A 20,727-nucleotide genomic window follows, 5' to 3' on the forward strand; every position below is an offset into this window, starting at 1 on the left:
GCGAGTCGGCGGTGTTCATCGCCACAGTATGGGCCCAGCGCACCGCGCACGGCATCGCTGGCCGGCAGGTGCACGCCGCAGTGACGGCAGCGCACCATCGCTGCCGGCGTAGCTGGCCCCGACGCGGGCGCCGACGGGGGGCGCTGCGCCGCGCGCTCGCGCGGGCTGATCTGGCGCTGGTGCCGCCACCACACGTAGCCTAGCACGACGACGGCGATGACCAGCAACCACTTGAACATGGGGACTTTCCGGATGGGCGTCAGGCGCCGCGGCGCAAAATCACCTCGAGCACGAAGTGCGAGCCGACGTAGCCCAGCAGCAGCAAGGCACCGGCCACATACAGCATGCGCACGGCGGTGCGGCCGCGCCAGCCCCAGCGCCAGCGGCCCCAGAGCAGCACGGCCAGTACCGCCCACGACAGCGCGGTAAAGACCGTTTTGTGCGTGATCCAGCCCGCCGTGGGTTGCAGCAGTCGGGTGAAGGTCCACCCCGCCGCCAGGGTGAGCGTCAGCAGCACGAAGGCACCGGTCACGAAGCGAAACGTCAGCCGCTCCAGCGCCAGCAGGGGCAGCGCGGAGGGCTGGGTGGCACCGCGGCGGATAGCGGCCTCGGAGCGCTGTATCATCCAGGCATGCGCCACGGCGGCCCCCAGCAGCCCGTAGGAGGCAAAGCCCAGCGCCCAGTGCAGCGGCAGCCACGGCGACGCGAGCGTGGGGTAAGCGGTGCCAGGAAACAGCAACGCCAGCAGAACGGCGGGCACGCCCAGCCCGGCCAGCGTCCAGCGCGTGCCGAGTTGCGGGTACAGGCGCGTCTCCACCGCGTAGATGGCCAGCACCAGCCAGGCGGTGACCGACAGCGTAGGGGCAAAGCCAAAGCGAACGGGCGTGGTGCCAAACGCCACGGCCAGCGCCAGCCCATGCAGCACCAGGGTGGCCAGCATGATCCCGGTCGTGGCGCGCCGACCGAGGCGGGCCGCGCCCGCCGCGAGCGCCGCGTAACCGACGGCAGCACCGAGCGCAGGCGCCACCGTCCACCAGGGACCGACCGTTACAATCATTCGCCTAGTGTAACGAAGGCTGCCCTGCCATGGCCTCTGCCCTGACCGAAAAACTGTCGCGCCTGGTCAAAGAACTGCGCGGCCAGGCCCGCATCACCGAAAGCAACGTGCAAGACATGCTGCGCGAGGTGCGCCTGGCGCTGCTGGAGGCCGACGTCGCCTTGCCGGTGGTGCGCGACTTCATCGCCCGCGTCAAGGACAAGGCGCTGGGGCAGGAGGTGGTGGGCTCGCTCACGCCCGGGCAGGCGCTGGTGGGCATCATCCACAAAGAGCTGGCGGCCACCATGGGCGCGGGGGTGGCCGACCTGAATCTGGCCGCGCAGCCGCCGGTGGTGATTTTGATGGCCGGTCTGCAGGGCGCGGGCAAGACGACGACCACCGCCAAGCTGGCCAAGTGGTTGATCGAGCGGCGCAAGAAAAAGGTGCTCACCGTCAGCGGTGACGTGTACCGGCCGGCGGCCATCGAGCAGCTCAAGACTGTGACGTGCCAGGCCGGGGCGGAGTGGTTTCCGAGTCGTCCGGACCAAAACCCGCTGGACATCGCGCGTGCGGCGCTGGACCACGCGCGCAAGCACTACTTCGATGTGCTGATCGTGGACACCGCCGGGCGGCTGGCCATCGACGAGGCGATGATGCGCGAGATCCAGGCGTTGCATGGGCTGCTCAAGCCAGTGGAGACACTGTTCGTGGTCGATGCCATGCAGGGGCAGGATGCGGTCAACACCGCCAAGGCGTTTGCCGAGGCGTTGCCGCTGACGGGTATCGTGCTGACCAAGCTCGATGGCGACTCGCGCGGCGGCGCGGCGCTGTCGGTGCGGGCCATCACGGGCGCGCCCATCAAGTTTGCCGGTGTGAGCGAAAAGATCGACGGCCTGGAGCTGTTCGACGCCGAGCGCCACGCCGGCCGTGTGCTGGGCATGGGCGACATCGTGGCGCTGGTGGAGCAGGTTACCGCGGGCGTGGACTTGCAGCAGGCGCAAAAGCTGGCGGCCAAGGTCAAGAGTGGCGGCTTTGACCTGGAGGATTTTTTGGAGCAGATCCGCCAGATGAAAAAAATGGGCGGCTTGAGCAGCCTGCTGGACAAGCTGCCCACCCAACTGGCCGCCAAGGCGGGCGAGGCCGACTTGCAGCGCGCGGAAAAAGACATCCGCCGCAAGGAAGGCATCATCTGCGCGATGACGCCGCACGAGCGCCGCCACCCGGAGATCATCAAGGCCAGCCGCAAGCGCCGCATCGCCGCCGGTGCCGGGGTACCCGTGCAGGAGGTCAACCGCCTGCTCAAGGAGTTCGAGCAGATGCAGGCGATGATGAAAAAGATGAAAGGCGGCGGCCTGATGAAGATGATGAAGCGCCTAGGCGGCATGAAGGGGCTGCCCGGCGGGCTGCCGGGGCTGTGAGGCTGGCGCGGGCGCGTTTTGCGTCACGGGGCTGATGGCAGGCGGCGCCGCGTTTCGGTGATCAAGCGCTGAGCGGTCGCCACCAGTAGGCCGACCCGTTCGTGAGCCAGGTTCAAGGCGTCGGCGAGCAGGGCTGGGTCTTTCTGGTATTCGTGTATCAGTCGGTTGCGCAGCGCACGGGCCTCCAGCCACGCCTCGGCGTTGGCCAGCCAGCCCCATTGTTCGAGGGAGCGCAGATTGTCCAGCACCGGGGCGGGCGGCTGTCCCAGCCAGCGCAGCAAGGCAGGCATGAGTTTGTCGCCAAGGGTGTCCTGCAGCCGCCCAAATCGGGCCACGAAGGCATCGACCCGCTCGGCCAACGCGTCGTCGTGCGCCAGGGATGCCGCCCGTTGCGCATCGAACGGTCGCTCGAACAGACGCTGGTCGGTGGCCTGAAGGTGTTGCATTTCCCACTCGACCAGCTCACAAAGCTGCCACAAGCGCTCGCGCAAGCCGTCGGTCACAGCCGTACTCCTTGCTCGCGGGCCACGCGGTGGATGGGCAGGGGCTGCAGGTTGGGTGCTTCCAGCACGATGTCGATGTGCTGCTCGCCCAGCGCCATTTGCAGCCGCGCGGCCAGTTGCGTGGCCAGCAGAGCGGGTCGCTCCACGGGGTGCGGCACGCTGACCAGCAGGTCGATGTCGCCGCCGCGCGCGCTGGGGTCTGTGCGCGAACCGAACAACCACACGTGCGCCTCGGGGCCGAACACCGCACCGACGGTATCGCGAATGCACTGGGTGTCGTGAGCGGACAGTCGCATGCTGTGATTGTGGCACGGCGGCAGGGGTTTGATGCAACGCAAGGGCCTGCCGACGGCCGCGGGCGTAAGATGCCGCCACGATGCTGATGTTGGAATGGTTGTTGACCGCGCTGGGCTTGGCCGCCGCACTGAGCGTGCGGCCCTGGCGGCTGCTGCGCGGGCCGCTGCTGTCGCCCACGCTGGCCGCGCTGGTACTGTTGCCGTGGTTCTGGCTGCTGCCGCAAAAACTGCCCGCTGGCATGGCGGTGCAGTTTTCCGGCGCGTGCCTGTTGGTGCTGATGCTGGGCTGGCCGCTGGCGGTGCCGGTGCTGGCCGTGGTCGCGCTGGCCGTGTGGCTGCTGGGGCAGGGGGACTGGCAGGCGGCGCTGTCGCAGTGGGTGTGGGTGGGACTGGTGCCGGCAACACTGGCGCTGGGCATCGGCTGGGCGCTGCGCCGCTGGCTACCACCCAACCCGTTCATCTATACGCTGGGGCGTGGGTTTTTGGGCACGGCGCTGGCGATCTTTGCCTCCGGCGTGCTGTACGAGGGCATCCACCATTTGATGGGCGGCGTCACCATGCACGAGGCGCTGGTAGCGCGCTGGTTGATGGCGTGGGGCGACGCGTTTCTGACGGGGTTGTTCGCCGCGGTGTTCGTGGCCTTTGCGCCGCAGTGGCTGGCCACCTGGTCGGACGAGCGCTACCTGCGCCCGCCGGGGGGCTCATAGCGCGTCGTGGCGTCGGAGTGGGTGTCGGGAGCGTTGCGGTGCGCTTTGAATGATCGGCGCTCTAGAATGCGAACGTCGGGTAGTTCTATTCCCGTTTCCATGTCCACTCTCGTCGACCCTCGTGACCGCGAAGCGATCGTGCATCTGCTGGCGCCGCTGGCGCGACGCCATCGGGCGCGCCTGTGCCTGTTCGGGTCGCGGGCCCGTGGGGATGCGCGTCGTGCTTCTGATATCGATATCGCGCTCGTCGGCGCGCAGCCGATCCCCCTCGACGAGCTGGCGTTGGCCCGTGAGGCGTTGGAGGATTCCTGCATCCCGTTTCGGGTGGATCTCGTGGACTATGCGCGCGCACCGGCTGGGCTGCGGCAGTCGATCGATCGGGAGGGCATCGAATGGAGCGTCTAGCACAACGCCTGGAGGTGGCCCAGCGGGCGCTGACGTCGCTTGTTGCGCTCGTGTCGGAGCCCTATTCGACCGTCGTAAGGGATGCGTCCATCCAACGCTTCGAATATACGGTGGAGGCGGTCTGGAAAGCAGCCAAAGCGGTGTTGGCCGACCGCTATGGCGTCGATGTGGCGTCACCCAAAGCCGTCGTGCGTGCAGCCATGGAAAACGGTTTGCTGACCGAAGAACAAGCGCGGCTTGCGCTGGCGATGGTGGACCATCGGAACCTTACGTCGCACACCTATAACGAGGCCTTGGCCGACGAGATTTTTGCGGCGCTGCCCGCCTACCGAGCGCTGATGCAAGACTGGCTGGGCGCGCTGTTGCGCTCGTAGGTGACGAAGGCAAAGCGCAGGCCGCTCGTGCTGACGTGGGGCTCGCGTGCGGTTTCGCGCCAATCTGGGCCCAGCGTGGGTGCGACGGCGTTGCCTTCGAAGGCGGCGTCGATCTCGGTGACCACGGCGCGCGCAGCGAGCGGTTCCGCCTGTGCGTACACCTGCGCACCGCCGATGACCCAGACCTCGGCCGGTGGGCCGCCGTCGGCGCCGGGCAGCGTTTGGCAGTAGGCCAGCGCAGCCTCCAGGCTGGATTGCGGCACGGCCCCGGCAGTGCGCAGCGCCTGCGCCTGTGCGGGGTCGCGCGTGAGGACCACGTTGACGCGCCCTGGCAGCGGCCGAAAGCGCGGCGGCAGCGACTGCCACGTGGTGCGCCCCATGATCACGGGGCAGCCCTGGGTGCAGCGGCGAAAATGTGCCAAGTCTTCCGGCAGGTGCCAGGGCATGGCGGGCTGGCCGTCGCGCGTGCAGCCGATGACGCCGTTGGCCGCGCGGGCGTAAATGAGGTTCAAGCGCATAGCACGCGAAGCATACCGCGCGGTGGATGGTTGCCCCGTAAAATGAAGGGTTACCCCAACATTTTCGATCGACATGAGCCAAGCCGCCGACCGACCTTTCTTTTCCGTGGCTGACATCCGGCGCACGTTTCTGGACTTCTTTGCCCAGCGTGGCCACACGGTGGTGCCCTCCAGCCCCCTGGTGCCTGCCAACGACCCGACGCTGATGTTCACCAACTCGGGCATGGTGCAGTTCAAGGATGTCTTTTTGGGCACGGACAAGCGGCCCTATGTGCGCGCGGCGTCGGTGCAGGCGTGCCTGCGCGCCGGGGGCAAGCACAACGATCTGGAAAACGTGGGCTACTCCGCGCGCCACCACACGTTTTTCGAGATGCTGGGCAACTGGTCGTTTGGCGACTATTTCAAGCGCGAGTCGCTGCGCTGGGCCTGGGAGCTGTTGACCGAGGTGTACCGGCTGCCCGCCGATCGCCTATGGGCCACGGTGTACCACGAGGACGACGAGGCCTACGACATCTGGACCAAGGAAATCGGCCTGCCGCCCGAGCGCGTGGTGCGCATCGGCGACAACAAGGGCGGCAAGTACCAGAGCGACAACTTCTGGATGATGGCCGACACCGGCCCGTGCGGCCCGTGTTCCGAGATCTTCTACGACCACGGGCCCGAGGTGGCGGGCGGGCCGCCCGGCAGCCCCGATGCCGACGGCGACCGCTACATCGAAATCTGGAACAACGTGTTCATGCAGTTCGACATGCAGCCCGACGGATCGGTGCGGCCGCTGCCCGCGCCCTGCGTGGACACCGGCATGGGGTTGGAGCGTATCGCGGCCATTCTGCAAGGGGTGCATAGCAACTACGATATCGACCTGTTCCAGGCCCTCATCCGGGCGGCGGCGCGTGAGACGGGGGCCACCGATCTGGGCAGCCCCAGCCTGCGTGTGATCGCCGACCACATTCGCGCCACGGCCTTCTTGGTGGCCGATGGCGTCATCCCCAGCAACGAGGGGCGCGGCTACGTGCAGCGGCGCATCATCCGCCGCGCCATCCGCCACGGCTACAAGCTGGGCCGCAAGGCGCCGTTTTTCCACCGGCTGGTGCCCGACCTGGTGACGCAGATGGGCGAGGCCTACCCCCACCTGGCGGCCAACGCGCAACGCGTCATGGACGTGCTGCAGGCCGAGGAGGAGCGCTTTTTCGAGACGCTGGGCCACGGTATGGAGATTTTGGAAGCGGCGCTGGCCGAGGGCCAGACGACGCTGCCGGGCGACGTGGCGTTCAAACTGCACGACACCTACGGCTTTCCGCTCGATTTGACCCACGACGTGTGCCGCGAGCGTGGCGTGGGCGTCGATGTGGCGGGCTTCGAGGCCGCGATGGAGCGGCAAAAGACGCAGGCGCGCGCAGCGGGCAAGTTCAAGATGGACCGCGTGCTGGACTACGCGGGGCCGGATAACCGCTTCGTGGGCTACGAGCACCTGCAGGCGCAGGCCAAGGTGGTGGCGCTCTACCACGAAGGCACGCCGGTGGCCGAGCTCAAGGCGGGGCAGGCGGGCATCGTGGTGCTCGACGAAACCCCGTTCTATGCCGAAAGCGGTGGCCAAGTGGGCGATAGCGGGGTGTTGATCAGCGGCTCGTCGCGCTTCGAGGTGCACGACACGCAAAAGATCAAGGCTCAGGTGCACGGCCATCACGGGGTGGTGGCGCAGGGCGTGATCGCGGTCGGCGACCACGTCAGCGCGCAGGTCGATGGTGCCCGGCGTGCGGCCACCATGCGCAACCACTCGGCCACGCACCTGATGCACAAGGCGCTGCGCGAGGTGCTGGGCGAGCATGTCCAGCAAAAGGGGTCGCTGGTCGATGCCGAGCGCACGCGCTTCGACTTCGCGCACCCCGCGCCGCTCACGCCGGAGCAGATTCGCGCCATCGAGGCGCGCGTCAACGCCGAGATCCTGGCCAACACCCCGACGCAGGCGCGCGTGATGGACCTGGAGGCCGCCAAGGCCAGCGGCGCGATGATGCTGTTCGGCGAAAAGTACGGCGAGACGGTGCGCGTGCTCGACATCGGCAGCAGCCGCGAGCTGTGCGGCGGCACGCACGTGGCGCGCACCGGGGATATCGGCCTGTTCAAGATCGTGGCCGAGGGCGGCGTGGCCGCGGGCGTGCGGCGCGTGGAGGCCGTCACCGGTGAGGGGGCGCTGGCTTACCTGCAGGGGCTGGAAGCCCAGGTGCAGGCGGCCGCCGCGGCCCTCAAGGCCCCCCTGCCCGAGCTGGTCGGCCGCATCGAGCAGACGCAGCAGCGCGTGCGCGAGCTGGAGCGGGAGCTCGACGGCCTCAAGGCCAAGCTCGCGTCGGCCAAAGGCGACGAACTGGCCGCACAAGCCGTGGACGTGCAGGGGCTGCGCGTGCTGGCGGCGCGCCTCGACGGGGCCGACGCCAAGACGCTGCGCGAAACCGTGGATCGGCTCAAGGACAAGCTGGGGCGCGCCGTCGTGGTGCTGGCCAGCGTGGAGGGGAGCAAGGTGCAGCTGTGCGCGGGCGTGACCCCGGATGCGGTCGCGCGCGGCCTCAAGGCCGGCGAGCTGGTCAACGCCGTGGCGCAGCAAGTCGGCGGCAAGGGCGGCGGCAAGCCCGACTTGGCCATGGCTGGGGGCAACGACGCCAGCCGGCTGGGCGAGGCGCTGGGCAGCGTAGCGGCCTGGGTGGCCGCACGCGCCTGATCGCGCTGGCGCCGGGGGTCAGCCCGCCCCCGTGCCGCCCGCGGGCGTGGGTGCCTCGTCGGGTGGGTGCGCCTGCACATGCTCGATGAAGCGCTGCGCAGCCAGCGACAGCCGCCGGTCGCGGCGCCACACCAGCAGCCAGCGGCGTTCGATGGGAAAGCCCGCCACCGGCAGCACGGCCACGCCGTCGCGCGCCGGGTCGTCGGCCAGCGCATGGCGCGACAGCACCGCCAACCCCAGCCCGGCGGCCACGGCGTGTTTGATCGCCTCGTTGCTGCCCAGCGTGGCGCGCCGGGTGGGGGTCAAGCCGTGCGCGCGCAGATAGGCTTCGGTGGCCAGCCGGGTGCCGGAGCCCGGCTCGCGCAGCAGCAGGGGTTGGCCGTCCAGCCAGCGGCGCGGCACCCGCCGCGCGCGCGTCCAGGGGTGGTCGAGCGCGCTGATGAGCACCAGCGGGTTGCGCATCAGCGGCATGCTGTGCAGCGGCAGGTCGTCGGGCGGCATCATCATCACGGCCAGCTCGGTGTCGTCCTCGCGCAGGCGGCGCACCACGGCGTCGCGGTTGTCCACCGCCAGCTCGATGTCGACGCCCGGATGGCGGTCGGTGTAGCGGCGCAGCCACTGGGCGATGAAATATTCGGTCGTGGTCACGCCCGCGATGCGCAGCAGGCCGCGCTCCAGACCGTGCAGCGCCGCCAAGTCTTCCTCGAACCGCGTCCAGCGCGCAAAGATGTCGAGCGCGGCGTCGTGCAGCAGCCGGGCGGCTTCGGTGGGGCGGATGCCACGGCCCACCGGCTCCACCAGCGGGGTGTCGAGCGCCGACTGCAGTTCGTGGATTTGCGACGATACCGTGGGCTGGGTTAGGTGCAGCTCCTGCGCGGCGCGGGTGATGGAGCCCAGGCGCACCACGGCTTCCAGCGTGCGCAGTTGGTGAAAGGTGGCGCGCGGCGGGCGGATCTTATTCATAGAAATAAATCGATGTAAAAAATCAGAATTGATGATTTGAAATCGATGCCATGATGCGCCAGACTCGCGTCATCGTCAACACCCCATCAGGCATCGACATGACGGAACTGACCCCCATCACGGTCGCTCGCGGCGACGGCATCGGCCCCGAAATCATGGACGCGACGCTGCGCGTGCTGCAAGCAGCAGGCGCGCGCATCGCGCCCGAGTTCATCGACATCGGCGAGCAGCAGTACCTGGCCGGGCACAGCTCGGGTATTCCGCCGCAGGCGTGGGAGAGCCTGCGCCGCACCAAGGTGTTCCTGAAGGCACCGATCACCACGCCGCAAGGGGGCGGGTTCAAGAGTCTCAACGTCACCATCCGCAAGACCTTGGGGCTGTACGCCAATGTGCGCCCGTGCGTGAGCTACGCGCCCTTCGTGCGCACGCTCCACCCCAAGATGAACCTGGTGATCGTGCGTGAGAACGAGGAAGACCTTTACGCTGGCATCGAGCACCGGCAGACCGACGAGGTGTTTCAGTGTCTCAAGCTCATCACGCGCCCGGGCTGCGAAAAAATCGTGCGCTACGCCTTCGATTACGCGCGCCGCCATGGGCGCAAGAAGGTCACATGCATGACCAAGGACAACATCATGAAGATGACCGATGGCCTGTTCCATCGCGTCTTCGACGAAGTGGCGCGTGAGTACCCGGACATCGAGACCGAGCACCTGATCATCGACATCGGCGCGGCACGGCTGGCCACCCGGCCCGAGCGCTTCGACGTCATCGTCACGCCCAATCTGTACGGTGACATTCTCTCCGACATCGCGGCGGAGCTCACCGGTTCGGTGGGGCTGGCACCCAGCGCCAATATCGGTGACCACGTGGCGATGTTCGAAGCCATCCACGGCAGCGCGCCGGACATCGCGGGCAAAGGCGTCGCCAACCCCTCGGGCTTGCTGCTGGCGGCCGTGTTGATGCTGGTGCACATCGGCCAGCCCGCCGTGGCCGAGACCATCCACAACGCGTGGCTGCGCACGATCGAAGACGGCGTGCACACGGCCGAGCTGCACGGGTCGCTGAGCATTGGCCGGCCCTTTGGCAGCATGGACTTTGCCGACGCGGTGATCGACCGCTTGGGCCAGGTGCCCGAAAAGCTGCCCGCCGTGCGCTATGCGCACGAGGCGCCCGCGTCGACCGGGGCTGCGGCCGCGCCGGCGCTGGCGCCGCGGCCCAGTGGGCGCGCCGCCAAGGCCATGGTGGGCGTGGACGTGTTCGTGCACGGCGCGGGCATCAGCGCGGACTTTCTGGCCGGGCAGCTCAGCGCGCTGGTGACCCCGCCGTTTACCCTGCAGATGATCACCAACCGCGGGGTCAAGGTCTGGCCGGGAGGATTCCCCGAGACCTTCTGCACCGACCACTGGCGCTGCCGCTTCGTCGCGCCAGACGGGCAGACCGTCACGCACGCCGACATCATTGGCTTGCTGCAGGCCCTGACCGCGCGCGGCGTGGACGTGATCAAGACCGAAAATCTATGCACCTTCGACGGCGAGCGCGGCTACGCGCTGGGGCAGGGACAGTGAAACCCTGCTGGAGGAGTTGCTCTTCACCGACCTCGCTCTCTTCAACCGCAAGCTCGCCGACTGGCTCGTCTTCTACAACGCTTCAGCGTCCGCACCACACCCTCGGCCAGCGTTCCCCGCTGTCCTTCCTCTTGCAACATCAACCCGAGTGCCAAAGGTACTGGACTCATACAGCAACTCGACAGTGTGTGTCATTTGTACTAACATTGCGGCAACTGACCTAACCAAACAGGTGCTGCCATGACTGCCGTTGCATCGTCGCCTTCCGCAAAGTCTGCCCGCCTCGGGCTGCGCGCCACGCCCGAGCAAGAGGCCGTACTGCGCCGTGCCGCCGAGGTCGCTCACAAATCGCTGACCGACTTCATCCTTGACAGCGCCTGCCTGGCCGCCGAGCAAACTCTGCTGGATCAGCGCCTGTTCATGGTCTCGGGCAGCCAGTACCAGGCGCTGATGGATCTGCTGGATCGCCCCGAACAGGCCAACGACGGTTTGCGTGATTTGTTTGCCCGCAAGGCACCCTGGGATACGAAGTGACTTTGCGCTCACCGGAGCCTCTGGCCGCGCAGCATCGGCTCGAAGATTTTGATTGCGGCAAGCCCGCGCTCAACGACTGGCTGCTGCGCCACGCTCGGCAAGCGCAAGGCAGTGGATCGGCCAAGACCTTCGTGGTTGCCGAGGATGATGGCCGTGTGGCGGGCTATTTCAGTTTGACCGTCGGCCAAGTCGACACGCTGGAGGCGCCGGAGCGCATCCGCAAAGGGGTGAGTCAATATCCGGTTCCGGTCGTGATCCTGGCAAGGCTGGCCGTGTCGCAGCAGGATCAGGGGCGCGGCATTGGCTTTGGTCTGTTGCAGGATGCCATTCGGCGCACGACGCTGATTGCCGAGCAGGCCGGCATTCGGGCGATGCTGACTCACCCCATCGATGAAGAAGCGGCGAGGTTCTACACCCGGTTCGGATTCATCGCCTCGCCATTGCGTGAGCAGCAACTGCTGTTGCTTTTGAAGGACGTCTGTCAATCCATCCCTGCCGACTGGGTTGGGCGGCTGTGGAAGTTCCTGGACTCTGAGGTGGATGACGGCGTGCGCGCCCGGGGGGCGGACGAAGAACAACGCCGCGATGGCCAGCCGCCGTCGCGCAAAGCTAGAGGGGATGGGCGCCCATGCCAACATTGAACTGGATCGGCAAAGAAGCCGTCGTCAAACACCACAAAGAAGTGCCGTTCCGCCTGCTGGAGCCGGTGCCGGAACTCTCCTGCGGCCCGGCGGATAGCGGCAACCTCATCGTGCAGGGCGACAACCTGCACGCGCTCAAAGCCCTGCTGCCGCGTTATGCCGGCCAGGTGAAGTGCATCTACATCGACCCGCCGTACAACACCGGCAACGAGGGCTGGGTGTACAACGACAACGTCAACAGCCCGGAGATTCGCAAGTGGCTGGGCGAAGTGGTCGGCAAGGAAGGCGAGACGCTGGACCGGCACGACCGCTGGTTGTGCATGATGTATCCGCGGCTGGTGCTTTTGCGGCAATTCTTATCGGATGACGGAGTAATCCTGATTTCAATGGATGACGTCGAAGCTGGCCATTTACGACTTCTGTTGGACGAGATCTTTGGATTCAAAAATCGGATCGCAACAATCGTTTGGAACACGCGCAATACCGACAACCGTATCAAGACGCGGCTCTCTCCTGATCATGAATACATCTTTGTCTATGGGAAGTCCGAGTCATCAAAGATTGAGGGGCGGATAATCGACCGATCAGACTTTAGGAATCCAGATAACGATCCGAGAGGCCCGTATGTCACCGACCCCCTCAAAGGGAAAGCGACCGCCTTCGAGCGCCCCAACCTCCATGACTACAACATGGAGCAGCCGGGTACGACGAACGTTTGGAAGCCGGACCCGGCGAAGGGCTGGATTACTGATCGTGCTGGCTACGAACGGCTCTTGTCCGAAAACCGCATTTGGTGGCCACCGAACCCATCCACCGGCTGGCCTCGCAAGAAGCGTTTCCTGTCCGAGACGCAAGAACGAATGCCAGCATCCAGCTTCTGGCCGGAGTTCAAAACCCAGTCTGGTGCACGAGAACTCGACGAGATTCTCAACGAGCGCGTATTCGCATTTCCGAAGCCGTCAGCGCTGATGCAGCGCGTGATCTCTTACTGCGCTCCACCGGGTAGCTTAATTCTCGACAGCTTCGCCGGCTCCGGCACCACGGCCCACGCGGTGCTCAAGCAAAACGCCGAGGATGGCGGCAACCGCCGCTTCATCCTCGTCGAGATGGATGAGAACATCGCGCAAAACGTCACCCGCGAGCGGGTCAAGCGCGTCGCCGAGGGCTACACCAACGCCAAAGGCCAAGCCGTGCCGGGGCTGGGTGGCGGCTTCCAGTTCTGCCGCCTGTCCCGCGAGCCGCTGTTCGACGCCAACGGCCAGATCCGCAGCGACGTGACGTTCGCGCAACTGGCCGAGTTCGTCTGGTTTGCCGAAACCGGCACCGGCTTCACCGGCACCGCCGATTCGCCGCTGCTGGGCGTGTTTGAGGGCCGCGCCATCTATCTGCTCTACAACGGCATCCTGAAAGACCGCTCGGTCGGCGGTGGCAACGTGCTCACCGGCCCGGTGTTCGATGCGCTGCCGAAGTTCGACGGCCCGAAAGTCATCTACGCCGCCGCCAACCGCATGGGCGCCCGCACCGCGCGGGAGGGCATCACTTTCAAGCAGACGCCTTACGCGCTGGAGGTGTGAGCGATGGCTGGAAACCTGCGTGTCATCATCATCGCGGGTCCCAATGGTGCGGGTAAAACCACCTTTGCCCGCGAGTTTCTGCCCCATGAGGCCGCTTGCCCCGTGTTCGTCAATGCCGATCTGATCGCGGCCGGCTTGGCGCCTTTTGCGCCGGAAACCGCCGCGCTTCATGCCGGGCGGCTGATGTTGCAGGAATTGCAGCGGCATTTTGGGGCGCGCGAGAGCTTTGCCTTTGAGACCACGCTGTCCGGGCGCACCTATTTGCACCTGATCGAACAATGGCAGGCAGCCGGCTATCGGGTGAAAATCATTTTTCTGCAACTCGCCAGCGCCGAAGAGGCCATTGCACGGGTCGCGCTGCGCGTCAAACAGGGCGGGCACGATGTGCCAGAGGCCGTGATCCGGCGTCGGTTTGCCGCGGGCCTTGTCAATTTTGAACGGCTGTATGCGCCGCGTGTCGATGCCTGGGTGCGCTACGACAACTCCGGCGAGCAACCCGTGCTGCTGGATTGGAGTGAGAAACCATGAGCCAAAGACCCATCGAACAAGCGCGTGACGCGGATTTGCGGCTGACCTATTTGGCGCTTCGGCGTGCGGCGCAGCGCGCCCGTGAATTGGCGCAGCAGACGGGCACTGCGATCGTGGTCTGTCGCCAAGGGGTGATCGAGTACCTTCCGCCGCAGCCGGAGCTTGCGCCGACGGCACAAGAACCCATCCCGCCTTGCGGGGACACGCGATGAACAGCTTCGCTCCGAAGGTCTATCAGCAGCAGGTGCTCGACAGTATCGAGGCCTATTTCAAGGCCTGCCATGAACTGCCGTCACCCTCGATTGCCTTTACCGCCACCACCGAACGCCTGTGGGGGTGGGGCAACCCATACAACCCGCTGTCGGGCTTCCCGGCCGACATGCCGTATTTCTGTCTGCGCGTGCCCACCGGCGGCGGCAAGACCTGGCTGGCGGCGAAAAGCGTGGCGCTCGTCAACACCCACCTGCTGCGCAGCGAGCACAGCGTGATTCTGTGGCTGGTGCCCAGCAAGCCGATTCGTGAGCAGACGCTCAAGGCACTCAAGGATCGCCACCACCCCTATCACGCGGCGCTGCGCGAGGCGGGCCCGGTGACGGTGCTGGATCTGGAAGAGGCCAAGAGCGTCACCCGCGCCACGCTGGACACCTCGACGACGGTGATCGTTGCCACGCGGCAGGCGTTTCAGGTGGAAGAGGAAGAGTGCCGCAAGGTGTATCAGTCCAGCGGTGCGCTGATGCATCACTTCGAGCACCTCTCGCCCGTGCAGCGCGACGCTTTGCTGAAGGAGGGCGAAGGGCCGGATGCCACGACGCCGTATTCGCTCGCCAACGTGCTGCGCCTGCGCCGACCCTTCGTGATCGTCGATGAGGCGCACAACAGCCGCACCGAACTGGCCTTCGACATGCTGGCGCGCTTTCGCCCCAGCGGCGTGATGGAGCTGACCGCCACGCCCGACCTGGAGCGCACGCCCAGCAACGTGCTGCACAGCGTGTCCGCCGCCGAATTGAAGGCGGAAGAAATGATCAAGCTGCCGGTGGTGCTGGAAACGGAACCGAACTGGCAGCAGTGTCTGGCCGATGCCATTGGCCGCCGCGATGCCCTGCACAAGCTGGCGGACGAAGAGCGACGCGCGGGCGCCCCGTATCTGCGTCCCTTGGTGTTGATCCAGGCAGAGCCGCGCCGTGCGGGGGTGGAGACGCTGGATGTCGAGAAGGTGAAGAACGAACTGATCACCCACCACGGTATCCCGGCCAGCGAAATCGTCGTCGCCACCGGCGAGGAAAAAGGGCTGGAGCAGATCGCTGCGGACTACAAGCTAGGGCTGTCCGACCCCGCCTGCCCGGTAAAGTTCGTCATCACCCAGAAGGCGCTGGCCGAAGGCTGGGACTGCCCGTTTGCCTACATTCTGGTAAGCATGGCGGAGCTTCGATCCGCGACGGCGGTGGAGCAGTTGCTCGGGCGCATTTTGCGCCAGCCGGGTGCGGCCCATCGGCAGGCCAAGGCGCTCAACCAGTCTTATGCCTTTGTGGTGTCGCGCAGTTTTGCCGAAACCGCCAGCGCCCTACGCGACCGGCTGGTGGTGGGCGCGGGGTTCGAGCGGCGCGAGGTGGCCGAGTTCGTCACTGCAGCGAAGGCAGAGCAAGCCCGGCTGGATCTGGATGGGCACGCCGGGCGCGTCATTGTCCGGCCCGTGGCGATTACCTTGTCCGAAAAGCCCGACCTGAAGCGTGTGCCCAAGCCGGTGCGCGACAAGGTGAGCTGGGACGGCAAGCGGGGCACGCTGACGATCAGCACGCCGCTTACCGAAGATGAAGCCGAAATGCTCAAGGTTTCGGTGACTTCCGAAACTGCCGCGGCGGCGATTGTGCAAGCCGCCGAAGTCAGCCGCACCACGGCGATCGAGTTTTTCCAGACGCCCGCCGAATTGGGCGAGCGCTTGCGCGTGCCGCAACTGGCCTTGCGTGTGCAGGGCGAGTTGCAACTGTTCGATGACCCAGAAGTGCTCGACTATCCGTGGGACCTCTCGCCCCACGATGCGGCACCGACCGCCGACGACCTGACGGCTTTGCATGCTGCGCTGAAGGTGTACGCAGGCGGCGAGATCGACATCGATGATGGCGGCCACGTGGTGTCGCGCTTTTTGCCCGAGCTACAGCGCGATCTGGGCCTCGTTTACCAACCCGAAAACTGGGATGAGGTGCGCCTGGCCACCTGGCTGTGCCGCAACCTGCCGGAGCCGTCGCTGACCCACGCCAGCAAGCGGGCATTCGTCGCTGCATGGCTCACCGATTTACTGCGCCGGGACGGCTTCACGCTGGCGCGCGCCAACTTGCAGAAATTCCTGATCCGCAATCTGCTCGAGGCGCGCATTCGTGAACTGCGCCAGCAGGCGGTCGGCAAGGCCTACCAGCAGGCACTGTTTGGTGACGATGCGGCCACGCGCGTGGCGGTGACGGATCAATATGCCTACGAGTTTCATCCGCAGGCTTATGCGCCCAGCCGCGACTACGACGGGCGCTTTGGGCACTTCGACTTCCGCAAGCATTTCTACGGGCGCATCGGCGACTTCGACAGCAAGGAGGAGTTTGAGTGTGCCTGCCAGTTGGATATGTGGGCGCAACAAGGCCGCATCCGGTTCTGGGTGCGCAACTTGGTTCGGCGCGAAGGTTGTTCCTTCTTTCTGCAGAAAGCCGATGGCCGTTTCTACCCGGATTTCCTGTGCCAGTTGCCAGGCTCAGCCGACCAACCCGGGCCGATTCTGGCGGTTGAATACAAGGGCGCGGATCGCTGGAACGGCGCTGAGGATGACCGCTTGATCGGCGACCTGTGGGCCAAGCTGTCGGAAGGCCGTTGCCGGTTCGTGATGGTCAAGGACAGGCGCTGGGATTGGATCGAGAAGGTGTTGAAGTGAGCGACTTCCCAAAGGAGACGCTGGGTTTTCTGGTCCTGGCCTTGCCAGTATTCGTCGTCCTCCCAGGCAGCCAGGGTCCAGGTGCGCTTGAGCGGTTAGTCCTCAATCGCCATCGACCAGATCCTGCTGCTTGACCTTTCCTTGGTGGTACTGCGCGGTGGAGCGGGCCAGGTGCGCGGCGTTGGCAGGCGAGCGCAGCAGATGAACGGTCTCCATGAGGCTGTTGAAGGTGTCGAGCGACATCACTACCGCATCAGGCGCGTCCCGGCGTGCGATGACCGTGACATCGGCGTGTTTGACGACTTGATCGATCACGGCTTCGAGACGGTTAGCATCAGGTGCGTGTCATGAGATGGCCTGCAAACATGACGGAGAGAGGCTTCGCAGGCTCTCGAACACGCGGCGCTCGCCGGTGATGGGGTCATCGAAAGCGATGGCGCGCGCCAACAGTTGCAGCGGCTGCGTGTAGTCCTCGGGTTCGTCCGGGCCACGGCGCACCACGGGGTAAAACTGGTCGCCCACGATGGGCAAGCCGAGTGCAGCCATGTGCACGCGCAGCTGGTGGCGCTTGCCGGTCACCGGGCGCAGGCGGTAGCGCGCGTATTCTGCCTGGGGGTCCAGGCGTTCCAGCGGTTCGATCCAGGTCTCGCTGTTGGCGGGCAGCCCCTCCTCGGGCGCGGCTTCGCGCATGCGAAAAAATGCCTTTTCATCCTCGCGCAGGTGGCTGGTGCGGCGCAGCGGCCAGCGCAGTCCGTCGCGCCACGGGGCGATGGCTTCATACGTTTTGTCCACCCGCCGCTCGCGAAACAGGCGCTGGTAGGCGTCGCGTTCGTGCGCCTGTACGCTAAAGACGACGAGCCCGACGGTTTCGCGGTCGATGCGGTGCAGCGGGCTCAGATCGGGCAGGTCGAGCACGCGCTTGAGGCGCACGAGCAGCGTCTCGCGCACGTAGCGCCCCCCGGGCGTGACGGGCAGAAAGTGCGGCTTGTCCGCCACCACCAGGTGCGCATCGCGGTAGAGCACGGTCTCCTGAAACGGCACAGGCGCCTCATCGGCCAATGTGCGCCAGTAATAGACGCGTTGGCCGTGCAAGTAGGGGGTGTATTCATCCAGCGCGCGCCCGTCGTCGTCCACCACATGGCCAGCGCGCAGCCGCGCCTGCCATTCGGCGCGCGGGATGCGCGGCAAGCGCGCGGCCAGGTAGTCCAGCAGCGTGGGCCATGGGCACTGGCGCAGGCGGGGTAGAGCCACGCAACTGGGCGAGACGCCATCGCGCAGGGGCAAGGCTCCGTTTTTGGGCAGATGGGCCATGGTCGCCGGGGGTCAGTAGGGCGTGCGCCCCGGCACGCGGGCGCGCACGCGCAGGTCCGGCCCGACGGGGTCGACCGCGACGAAGGCGAGCGCGCAGCCGTCGTCCAGCCGGTCGAGTGGCCCCAGTGTGGTCAGTCCCAAGCCTTGGCCCAACAGGCGGGGCGCGAGGTACAGCAGCAGCTCGTCCACCAGCCCGGCGCGCCACCACGAGGCGTTGAGCGCAGCGCCCGCTTCGATGTGCAGCTCGTTGACCTCGCGCGCGGCCAGGTCGGCCAGCACGGCGGCCAGATCGACCTTGGGGGACCCGCCAGGGGTTTTGGGGGGCCCGGGCTGGTCGATGATGGTCACGCCCAGTGCGTGCAGTGCGGCGCGCTGGCGTGCGGTGGCAGCCGGGTCGCTGGCGGTGTAGAGCAACACTTCGCCTGGCGGCTGCAGGATGCGCGCGTCCGGGTCGATCTCCAGGGCCGAGTCGAGCACCACGCGCAGCGGCTGGCGCGCCGTGGGCACCAGCCGCACGTCCAGGCGCGGGTCGTCCTGGCGCACGGTGCCGATGCCCGTGAGTACGGCGCCCGCGCGGCGGCGCCAGGCGTGGCCGTCGGTGCGCGCCTCGGGGCTGGTGATCCACTGGCTGACGCCATTGGGCAGCGCCGTGACGCCGTCGAGCGAGGCGGCCACCTTCATGCGCACCCACGGGCGACCGTGGCGCATGCGCTGCCAAAAGCCGATGTTGAGCTCGCGCGTCGCCACGGCGACGGGATGATCCGGGGGCAACACGGTCACCTGCACGCCCGCCTGCCGCAGCCGTGCCAGGCCTTGCCCGCTGACGCGCGGGTTCGGATCCTCGGTGGCGACGACGACGCGGGCGACGCCGGCGGCAACGAGCGCATCGCAGCACGGAGGGGTGCGTCCATGGTGGCTACACGGCTCCAGCGTGACGAAGGCGGTGGCGCCGCGCACGTCCGCGCCAGCCGCCTGCGCGGCGCGCAGGGCCATCACCTCGGCGTGCGCCTGCCCTGCGGCCTGGGTGTGGCCCTCGAACACCCGGCCGTCACGCAGGAGCAGCCGGCACGCCACGCGCGGGTTGGGGTCGGACAGGCCGATGGCCTGCTCGGCCAGCGGGAGCAGCCCCTCCCAGGCGCGCGCGTCCAGCGGGTCAGGCGTCGTCATGGCGGCGTTCGAATACCAGGTCCCACACGCCGTGGCCCAGGCGCAGGCCACGTTGCTCGAACTTGGTCATCGGCCGGTAGGCGGGCCGCGGCGCATAGCCGCCCAGGCTGGGGTCGGTGCTGGCGTTGCGCAGCCGTGGCTCGGCCCCCAGCACCTGCAGCATTTGTTCGGCGTAGGGCTGCCAGTCCGTGGCACAGTGCACGTAGCCGCCAGGCTTGAGTCGGCTGGCCAGCAGCGCCACGAACGGCGGCTGGATCAGGCGGCGCTTGTGGTGGCGCTTTTTGTGCCACGGGTCGGGAAAAAAGATGTGCACGCCGTCCAGCGACCCCTCGCCCAGCATGTGGGTGAGCACCTCCACCGCGTCGCGTTGAATGATGCGCAGGTTGGTCAGCCCCAGCTCGCCGATGCGCTTGAGCAGCGCGCCTACACCGGGCTCGTGCACTTCGCAGCCCAGAAAGTCGTCGTCGGGCCGCAAGCGTGCGATGTGCGCCGTGGCATCGCCCATCCCAAAGCCGATTTCCAGGATGAGCGGCGCGCGTCGGCCAAAGACCGCTTCCGGGATCAGCGGCACGGGTGCGTAGGGCAGCACGAAGCGCGGCCCGAGCGTTTGCAGGGCCTTGGCCTGGCCGCTCGTGGTGCGGCCGGCGCGCAGCACATAGCTGCGGATGGTTTTGGGGTGGGGCACGCCAGTAGGGGCGGCCGAAGCAGATTCAGGCAGGTGGTCGCTCACGGGTGGGATTGTAGAGATCCCGCTCACGCCCAGCGTTGCTGCCACAGGCGGGTCCACGCGGCCAGCGCCGTCTCCACTTCCGCCGCGCCCGGGGCGGGTGCCGGCAAATCGAGCACCGCAGCGGCGGCGGCCAGGGCCGATAGGGCCGCCTGTCGGTCGTCAAGCTTCAGCGGGGCCGCACCGGTTTGTTTGGAGAGCTTCTCGCCATTGGGGGCGCACACCAGCGGGGTGTGCAGGTAGCGCGGCGTCGGCAGTCCCAGGGCGCGTTGCAGCACGATCTGCCGCGGGGTGTTGTCGGCCAGATCCTCGCCGCGTACCACGTCGGTGATGCCCTGCGCGCCATCGTCCACCACCACGGCCAACTGGTAGGCCCAGCAACCGTCGGCGCGCCGTAGCACGAAGTCGCCCACCGCGGCCGAGACATCTTGCGCCTGGGCCCCCAGGCGCCGGTCATGCCACGTCAGCGGCGTGGGCAGGCCCAGGTCGGCCAGCACCCGGTCCACGTGCAGGCGCCAGGCGTGCGCGCCGTGACCGCGGGCCGGGCTCGGTCCGCCATGCTCCGGGCGGCAGGTGCCAGGGTAGGGAAGGGCCGCGTGGCGCGTGCGCTGCACGCCGCGTGCCTGCCACGCGGCTTCGATCGCTTGCCGGGTGCAGTGGCACGGATAGGCCCAGCCCGCGTCGATGAGGTGCTGCAGCGCGGCCTGGTAGGCCGCTTCGCGCTGCGACTGCCACCACGGCGGCTCATCTGGCCACAGGCCGCAGGCGCGCAATTGCGCCAGGATTCCCTCGGCCGCGCCGGGCACGCAGCGCGGGCGGTCCACGTCTTCGATGCG

The 20,727-nt window shown here is 67.1% G+C and carries 22 protein-coding genes and 1 pseudogene; 12 read left to right on the forward strand and 11 right to left on the reverse strand.

The features are described 5' to 3' along the window. Positions 1-239, reverse strand: a 239-nt coding sequence (locus tag Q0716_RS07645) for a PP0621 family protein (protein WP_299021592.1), incomplete at its 3' end; no start/stop codon positions are given. A gap of 20 nt (positions 240-259) precedes the next feature. Then, positions 260-1,057 carry a cytochrome c biogenesis protein CcsA gene (gene ccsA / locus Q0716_RS07650; protein WP_299021593.1) on the reverse strand — a complete coding sequence of 266 codons (798 nt, stop codon included), beginning with the start codon at positions 1,055-1,057 and terminating at the stop codon, positions 260-262. A gap of 29 nt (positions 1,058-1,086) precedes the next feature. Between ccsA and ffh the strand changes: the two genes are divergently transcribed. Further along, on the forward strand, positions 1,087-2,454 hold the full coding sequence (gene ffh, locus Q0716_RS07655) for a signal recognition particle protein (protein WP_299021594.1): 1,368 nt from the start codon (positions 1,087-1,089) through the stop codon (positions 2,452-2,454). Positions 2,455-2,477: 23 nt separating this feature from the next. Here ffh and Q0716_RS07660 read toward each other — a convergent pair whose 3' ends face one another. Continuing rightward, a complete protein-coding gene (locus Q0716_RS07660) occupies positions 2,478-2,957 on the reverse strand; it encodes a hypothetical protein (protein ID WP_299021596.1) in 480 nt (159 codons plus the stop codon). After that, positions 2,954-3,253 carry a nucleotidyltransferase domain-containing protein gene (locus tag Q0716_RS07665; protein ID WP_299021598.1) on the reverse strand — a complete coding sequence of 100 codons (300 nt, stop codon included), beginning with the start codon at positions 3,251-3,253 and terminating at the stop codon, positions 2,954-2,956. Before Q0716_RS07665 ends, Q0716_RS07660 begins: the two co-directional genes overlap by 4 nt. Positions 3,254-3,333: 80 nt before the next feature. On the opposite strand from Q0716_RS07665, the gene Q0716_RS07670 reads away from it, so the two are divergent. The 3 genes from Q0716_RS07670 to Q0716_RS07680 all read left to right on the forward strand — a co-directional run bounded on the left by Q0716_RS07670 (position 3,334) and on the right by Q0716_RS07680 (position 4,739). Continuing rightward, a complete protein-coding gene (locus Q0716_RS07670) occupies positions 3,334-3,960 on the forward strand; it encodes a hypothetical protein (RefSeq protein WP_299021599.1) in 627 nt (208 codons plus the stop codon). Between the two features lie 99 nt (positions 3,961-4,059). After that, complete coding sequence (locus Q0716_RS07675) at positions 4,060-4,365, forward strand: nucleotidyltransferase domain-containing protein (protein WP_299021601.1); 306 nt, start codon at positions 4,060-4,062, stop codon at positions 4,363-4,365. Next, positions 4,353-4,739 (forward strand): HI0074 family nucleotidyltransferase substrate-binding subunit, encoded by a 387-nt coding sequence (locus Q0716_RS07680; protein WP_299021603.1) that lies wholly within the window; start codon positions 4,353-4,355, stop codon positions 4,737-4,739. The genes Q0716_RS07675 and Q0716_RS07680 overlap by 13 nt, the downstream gene beginning before the upstream one ends. Here Q0716_RS07680 and Q0716_RS07685 read toward each other — a convergent pair. Continuing rightward, positions 4,691-5,257: a dihydrofolate reductase gene (locus Q0716_RS07685; RefSeq protein WP_299021605.1), complete on the reverse strand. Its 567-nt coding sequence runs from the start codon at positions 5,255-5,257 to the stop codon at positions 4,691-4,693. The two genes, Q0716_RS07680 and Q0716_RS07685, sit on opposite strands and share 49 nt — an antisense overlap. A 73-nt stretch (positions 5,258-5,330) precedes the next feature. Between Q0716_RS07685 and alaS the strand changes: the two genes are divergently transcribed. Continuing rightward, positions 5,331-7,970 (forward strand): alanine--tRNA ligase, encoded by a 2,640-nt coding sequence (gene alaS, locus Q0716_RS07690; protein WP_299021607.1) that lies wholly within the window; start codon positions 5,331-5,333, stop codon positions 7,968-7,970. Positions 7,971-7,988: 18 nt separating this feature from the next. Here alaS and Q0716_RS07695 read toward each other — a convergent pair whose 3' ends face one another. After that, positions 7,989-8,933, reverse strand: coding sequence for a LysR family transcriptional regulator (locus tag Q0716_RS07695; protein WP_299021609.1), 945 nt, complete (start codon positions 8,931-8,933; stop codon positions 7,989-7,991). A 50-nt stretch (positions 8,934-8,983) separates the two neighbouring features. Here Q0716_RS07695 and Q0716_RS07700 point away from each other — a divergent pair, with 50 nt between their 5' ends. The 7 genes from Q0716_RS07700 (at position 8,984) to Q0716_RS07730 (ending at position 16,686) form a co-directional block, all read left to right on the forward strand. Next, positions 8,984-10,498: an NADP-dependent isocitrate dehydrogenase gene (locus Q0716_RS07700; RefSeq protein WP_299021610.1), complete on the forward strand. Its 1,515-nt coding sequence runs from the start codon at positions 8,984-8,986 to the stop codon at positions 10,496-10,498. Between the two features lie 240 nt (positions 10,499-10,738). After that, the gene (locus Q0716_RS07705) at positions 10,739-11,032 is read left to right on the forward strand and encodes a DUF1778 domain-containing protein (protein WP_299021611.1); all 294 of its coding nucleotides are present in this window, start codon (positions 10,739-10,741) and stop codon (positions 11,030-11,032) included. Next, the gene (locus Q0716_RS07710; RefSeq protein ID WP_299021613.1) at positions 11,029-11,673 is read left to right on the forward strand and encodes a GNAT family N-acetyltransferase; all 645 of its coding nucleotides are present in this window, start codon (positions 11,029-11,031) and stop codon (positions 11,671-11,673) included. The genes Q0716_RS07705 and Q0716_RS07710 overlap by 4 nt, the downstream gene beginning before the upstream one ends. After that, on the forward strand, positions 11,661-13,247 hold the full coding sequence (locus tag Q0716_RS07715) for a site-specific DNA-methyltransferase (protein WP_299021615.1): 1,587 nt from the start codon (positions 11,661-11,663) through the stop codon (positions 13,245-13,247). Before Q0716_RS07710 ends, Q0716_RS07715 begins: the two co-directional genes overlap by 13 nt. A 3-nt stretch (positions 13,248-13,250) precedes the next feature. Then, complete coding sequence (locus tag Q0716_RS07720) at positions 13,251-13,775, forward strand: zeta toxin family protein (protein ID WP_299021617.1); 525 nt, start codon at positions 13,251-13,253, stop codon at positions 13,773-13,775. Beyond that, on the forward strand, positions 13,772-13,987 hold the full coding sequence (locus Q0716_RS07725; RefSeq protein ID WP_299021619.1) for a hypothetical protein: 216 nt from the start codon (positions 13,772-13,774) through the stop codon (positions 13,985-13,987). The genes Q0716_RS07720 and Q0716_RS07725 overlap by 4 nt, the downstream gene beginning before the upstream one ends. Further along, complete coding sequence (locus Q0716_RS07730; protein ID WP_299021621.1) at positions 13,984-16,686, forward strand: DEAD/DEAH box helicase family protein; 2,703 nt, start codon at positions 13,984-13,986, stop codon at positions 16,684-16,686. The genes Q0716_RS07725 and Q0716_RS07730 overlap by 4 nt, the downstream gene beginning before the upstream one ends. Before the next feature lie 102 nt (positions 16,687-16,788). Here the strand turns inward: Q0716_RS07730 and Q0716_RS07735 are convergent. From Q0716_RS07735 to gluQRS, 5 genes and pseudogenes are all read right to left on the reverse strand, one after another. Further along, positions 16,789-17,016: pseudogene (locus Q0716_RS07735) on the reverse strand (type II toxin-antitoxin system prevent-host-death family antitoxin); the annotation flags it as partial. Between the two features lie 15 nt (positions 17,017-17,031). Beyond that, the gene (locus Q0716_RS07740; RefSeq protein WP_299021622.1) at positions 17,032-17,997 is read right to left on the reverse strand and encodes a pseudouridine synthase; all 966 of its coding nucleotides are present in this window, start codon (positions 17,995-17,997) and stop codon (positions 17,032-17,034) included. A 12-nt stretch (positions 17,998-18,009) separates the two neighbouring features. Then, complete coding sequence (gene ribD, locus Q0716_RS07745; protein ID WP_299021623.1) at positions 18,010-19,164, reverse strand: bifunctional diaminohydroxyphosphoribosylaminopyrimidine deaminase/5-amino-6-(5-phosphoribosylamino)uracil reductase RibD; 1,155 nt, start codon at positions 19,162-19,164, stop codon at positions 18,010-18,012. Next, positions 19,151-19,894: a tRNA (guanosine(46)-N7)-methyltransferase TrmB gene (gene trmB, locus Q0716_RS07750; protein WP_299021624.1), complete on the reverse strand. Its 744-nt coding sequence runs from the start codon at positions 19,892-19,894 to the stop codon at positions 19,151-19,153. The genes ribD and trmB overlap by 14 nt, the downstream gene beginning before the upstream one ends. Before the next feature lie 23 nt (positions 19,895-19,917). Further along, on the reverse strand, positions 19,918-20,727 hold an 810-nt coding region (gene gluQRS / locus Q0716_RS07755), incomplete at its 5' end, for a tRNA glutamyl-Q(34) synthetase GluQRS (RefSeq protein WP_299021625.1).

Source organism: uncultured Tepidimonas sp. (assembly GCF_938045175.1).
Lineage (GTDB): Bacteria > Pseudomonadota > Gammaproteobacteria > Burkholderiales > Burkholderiaceae_C > Tepidimonas.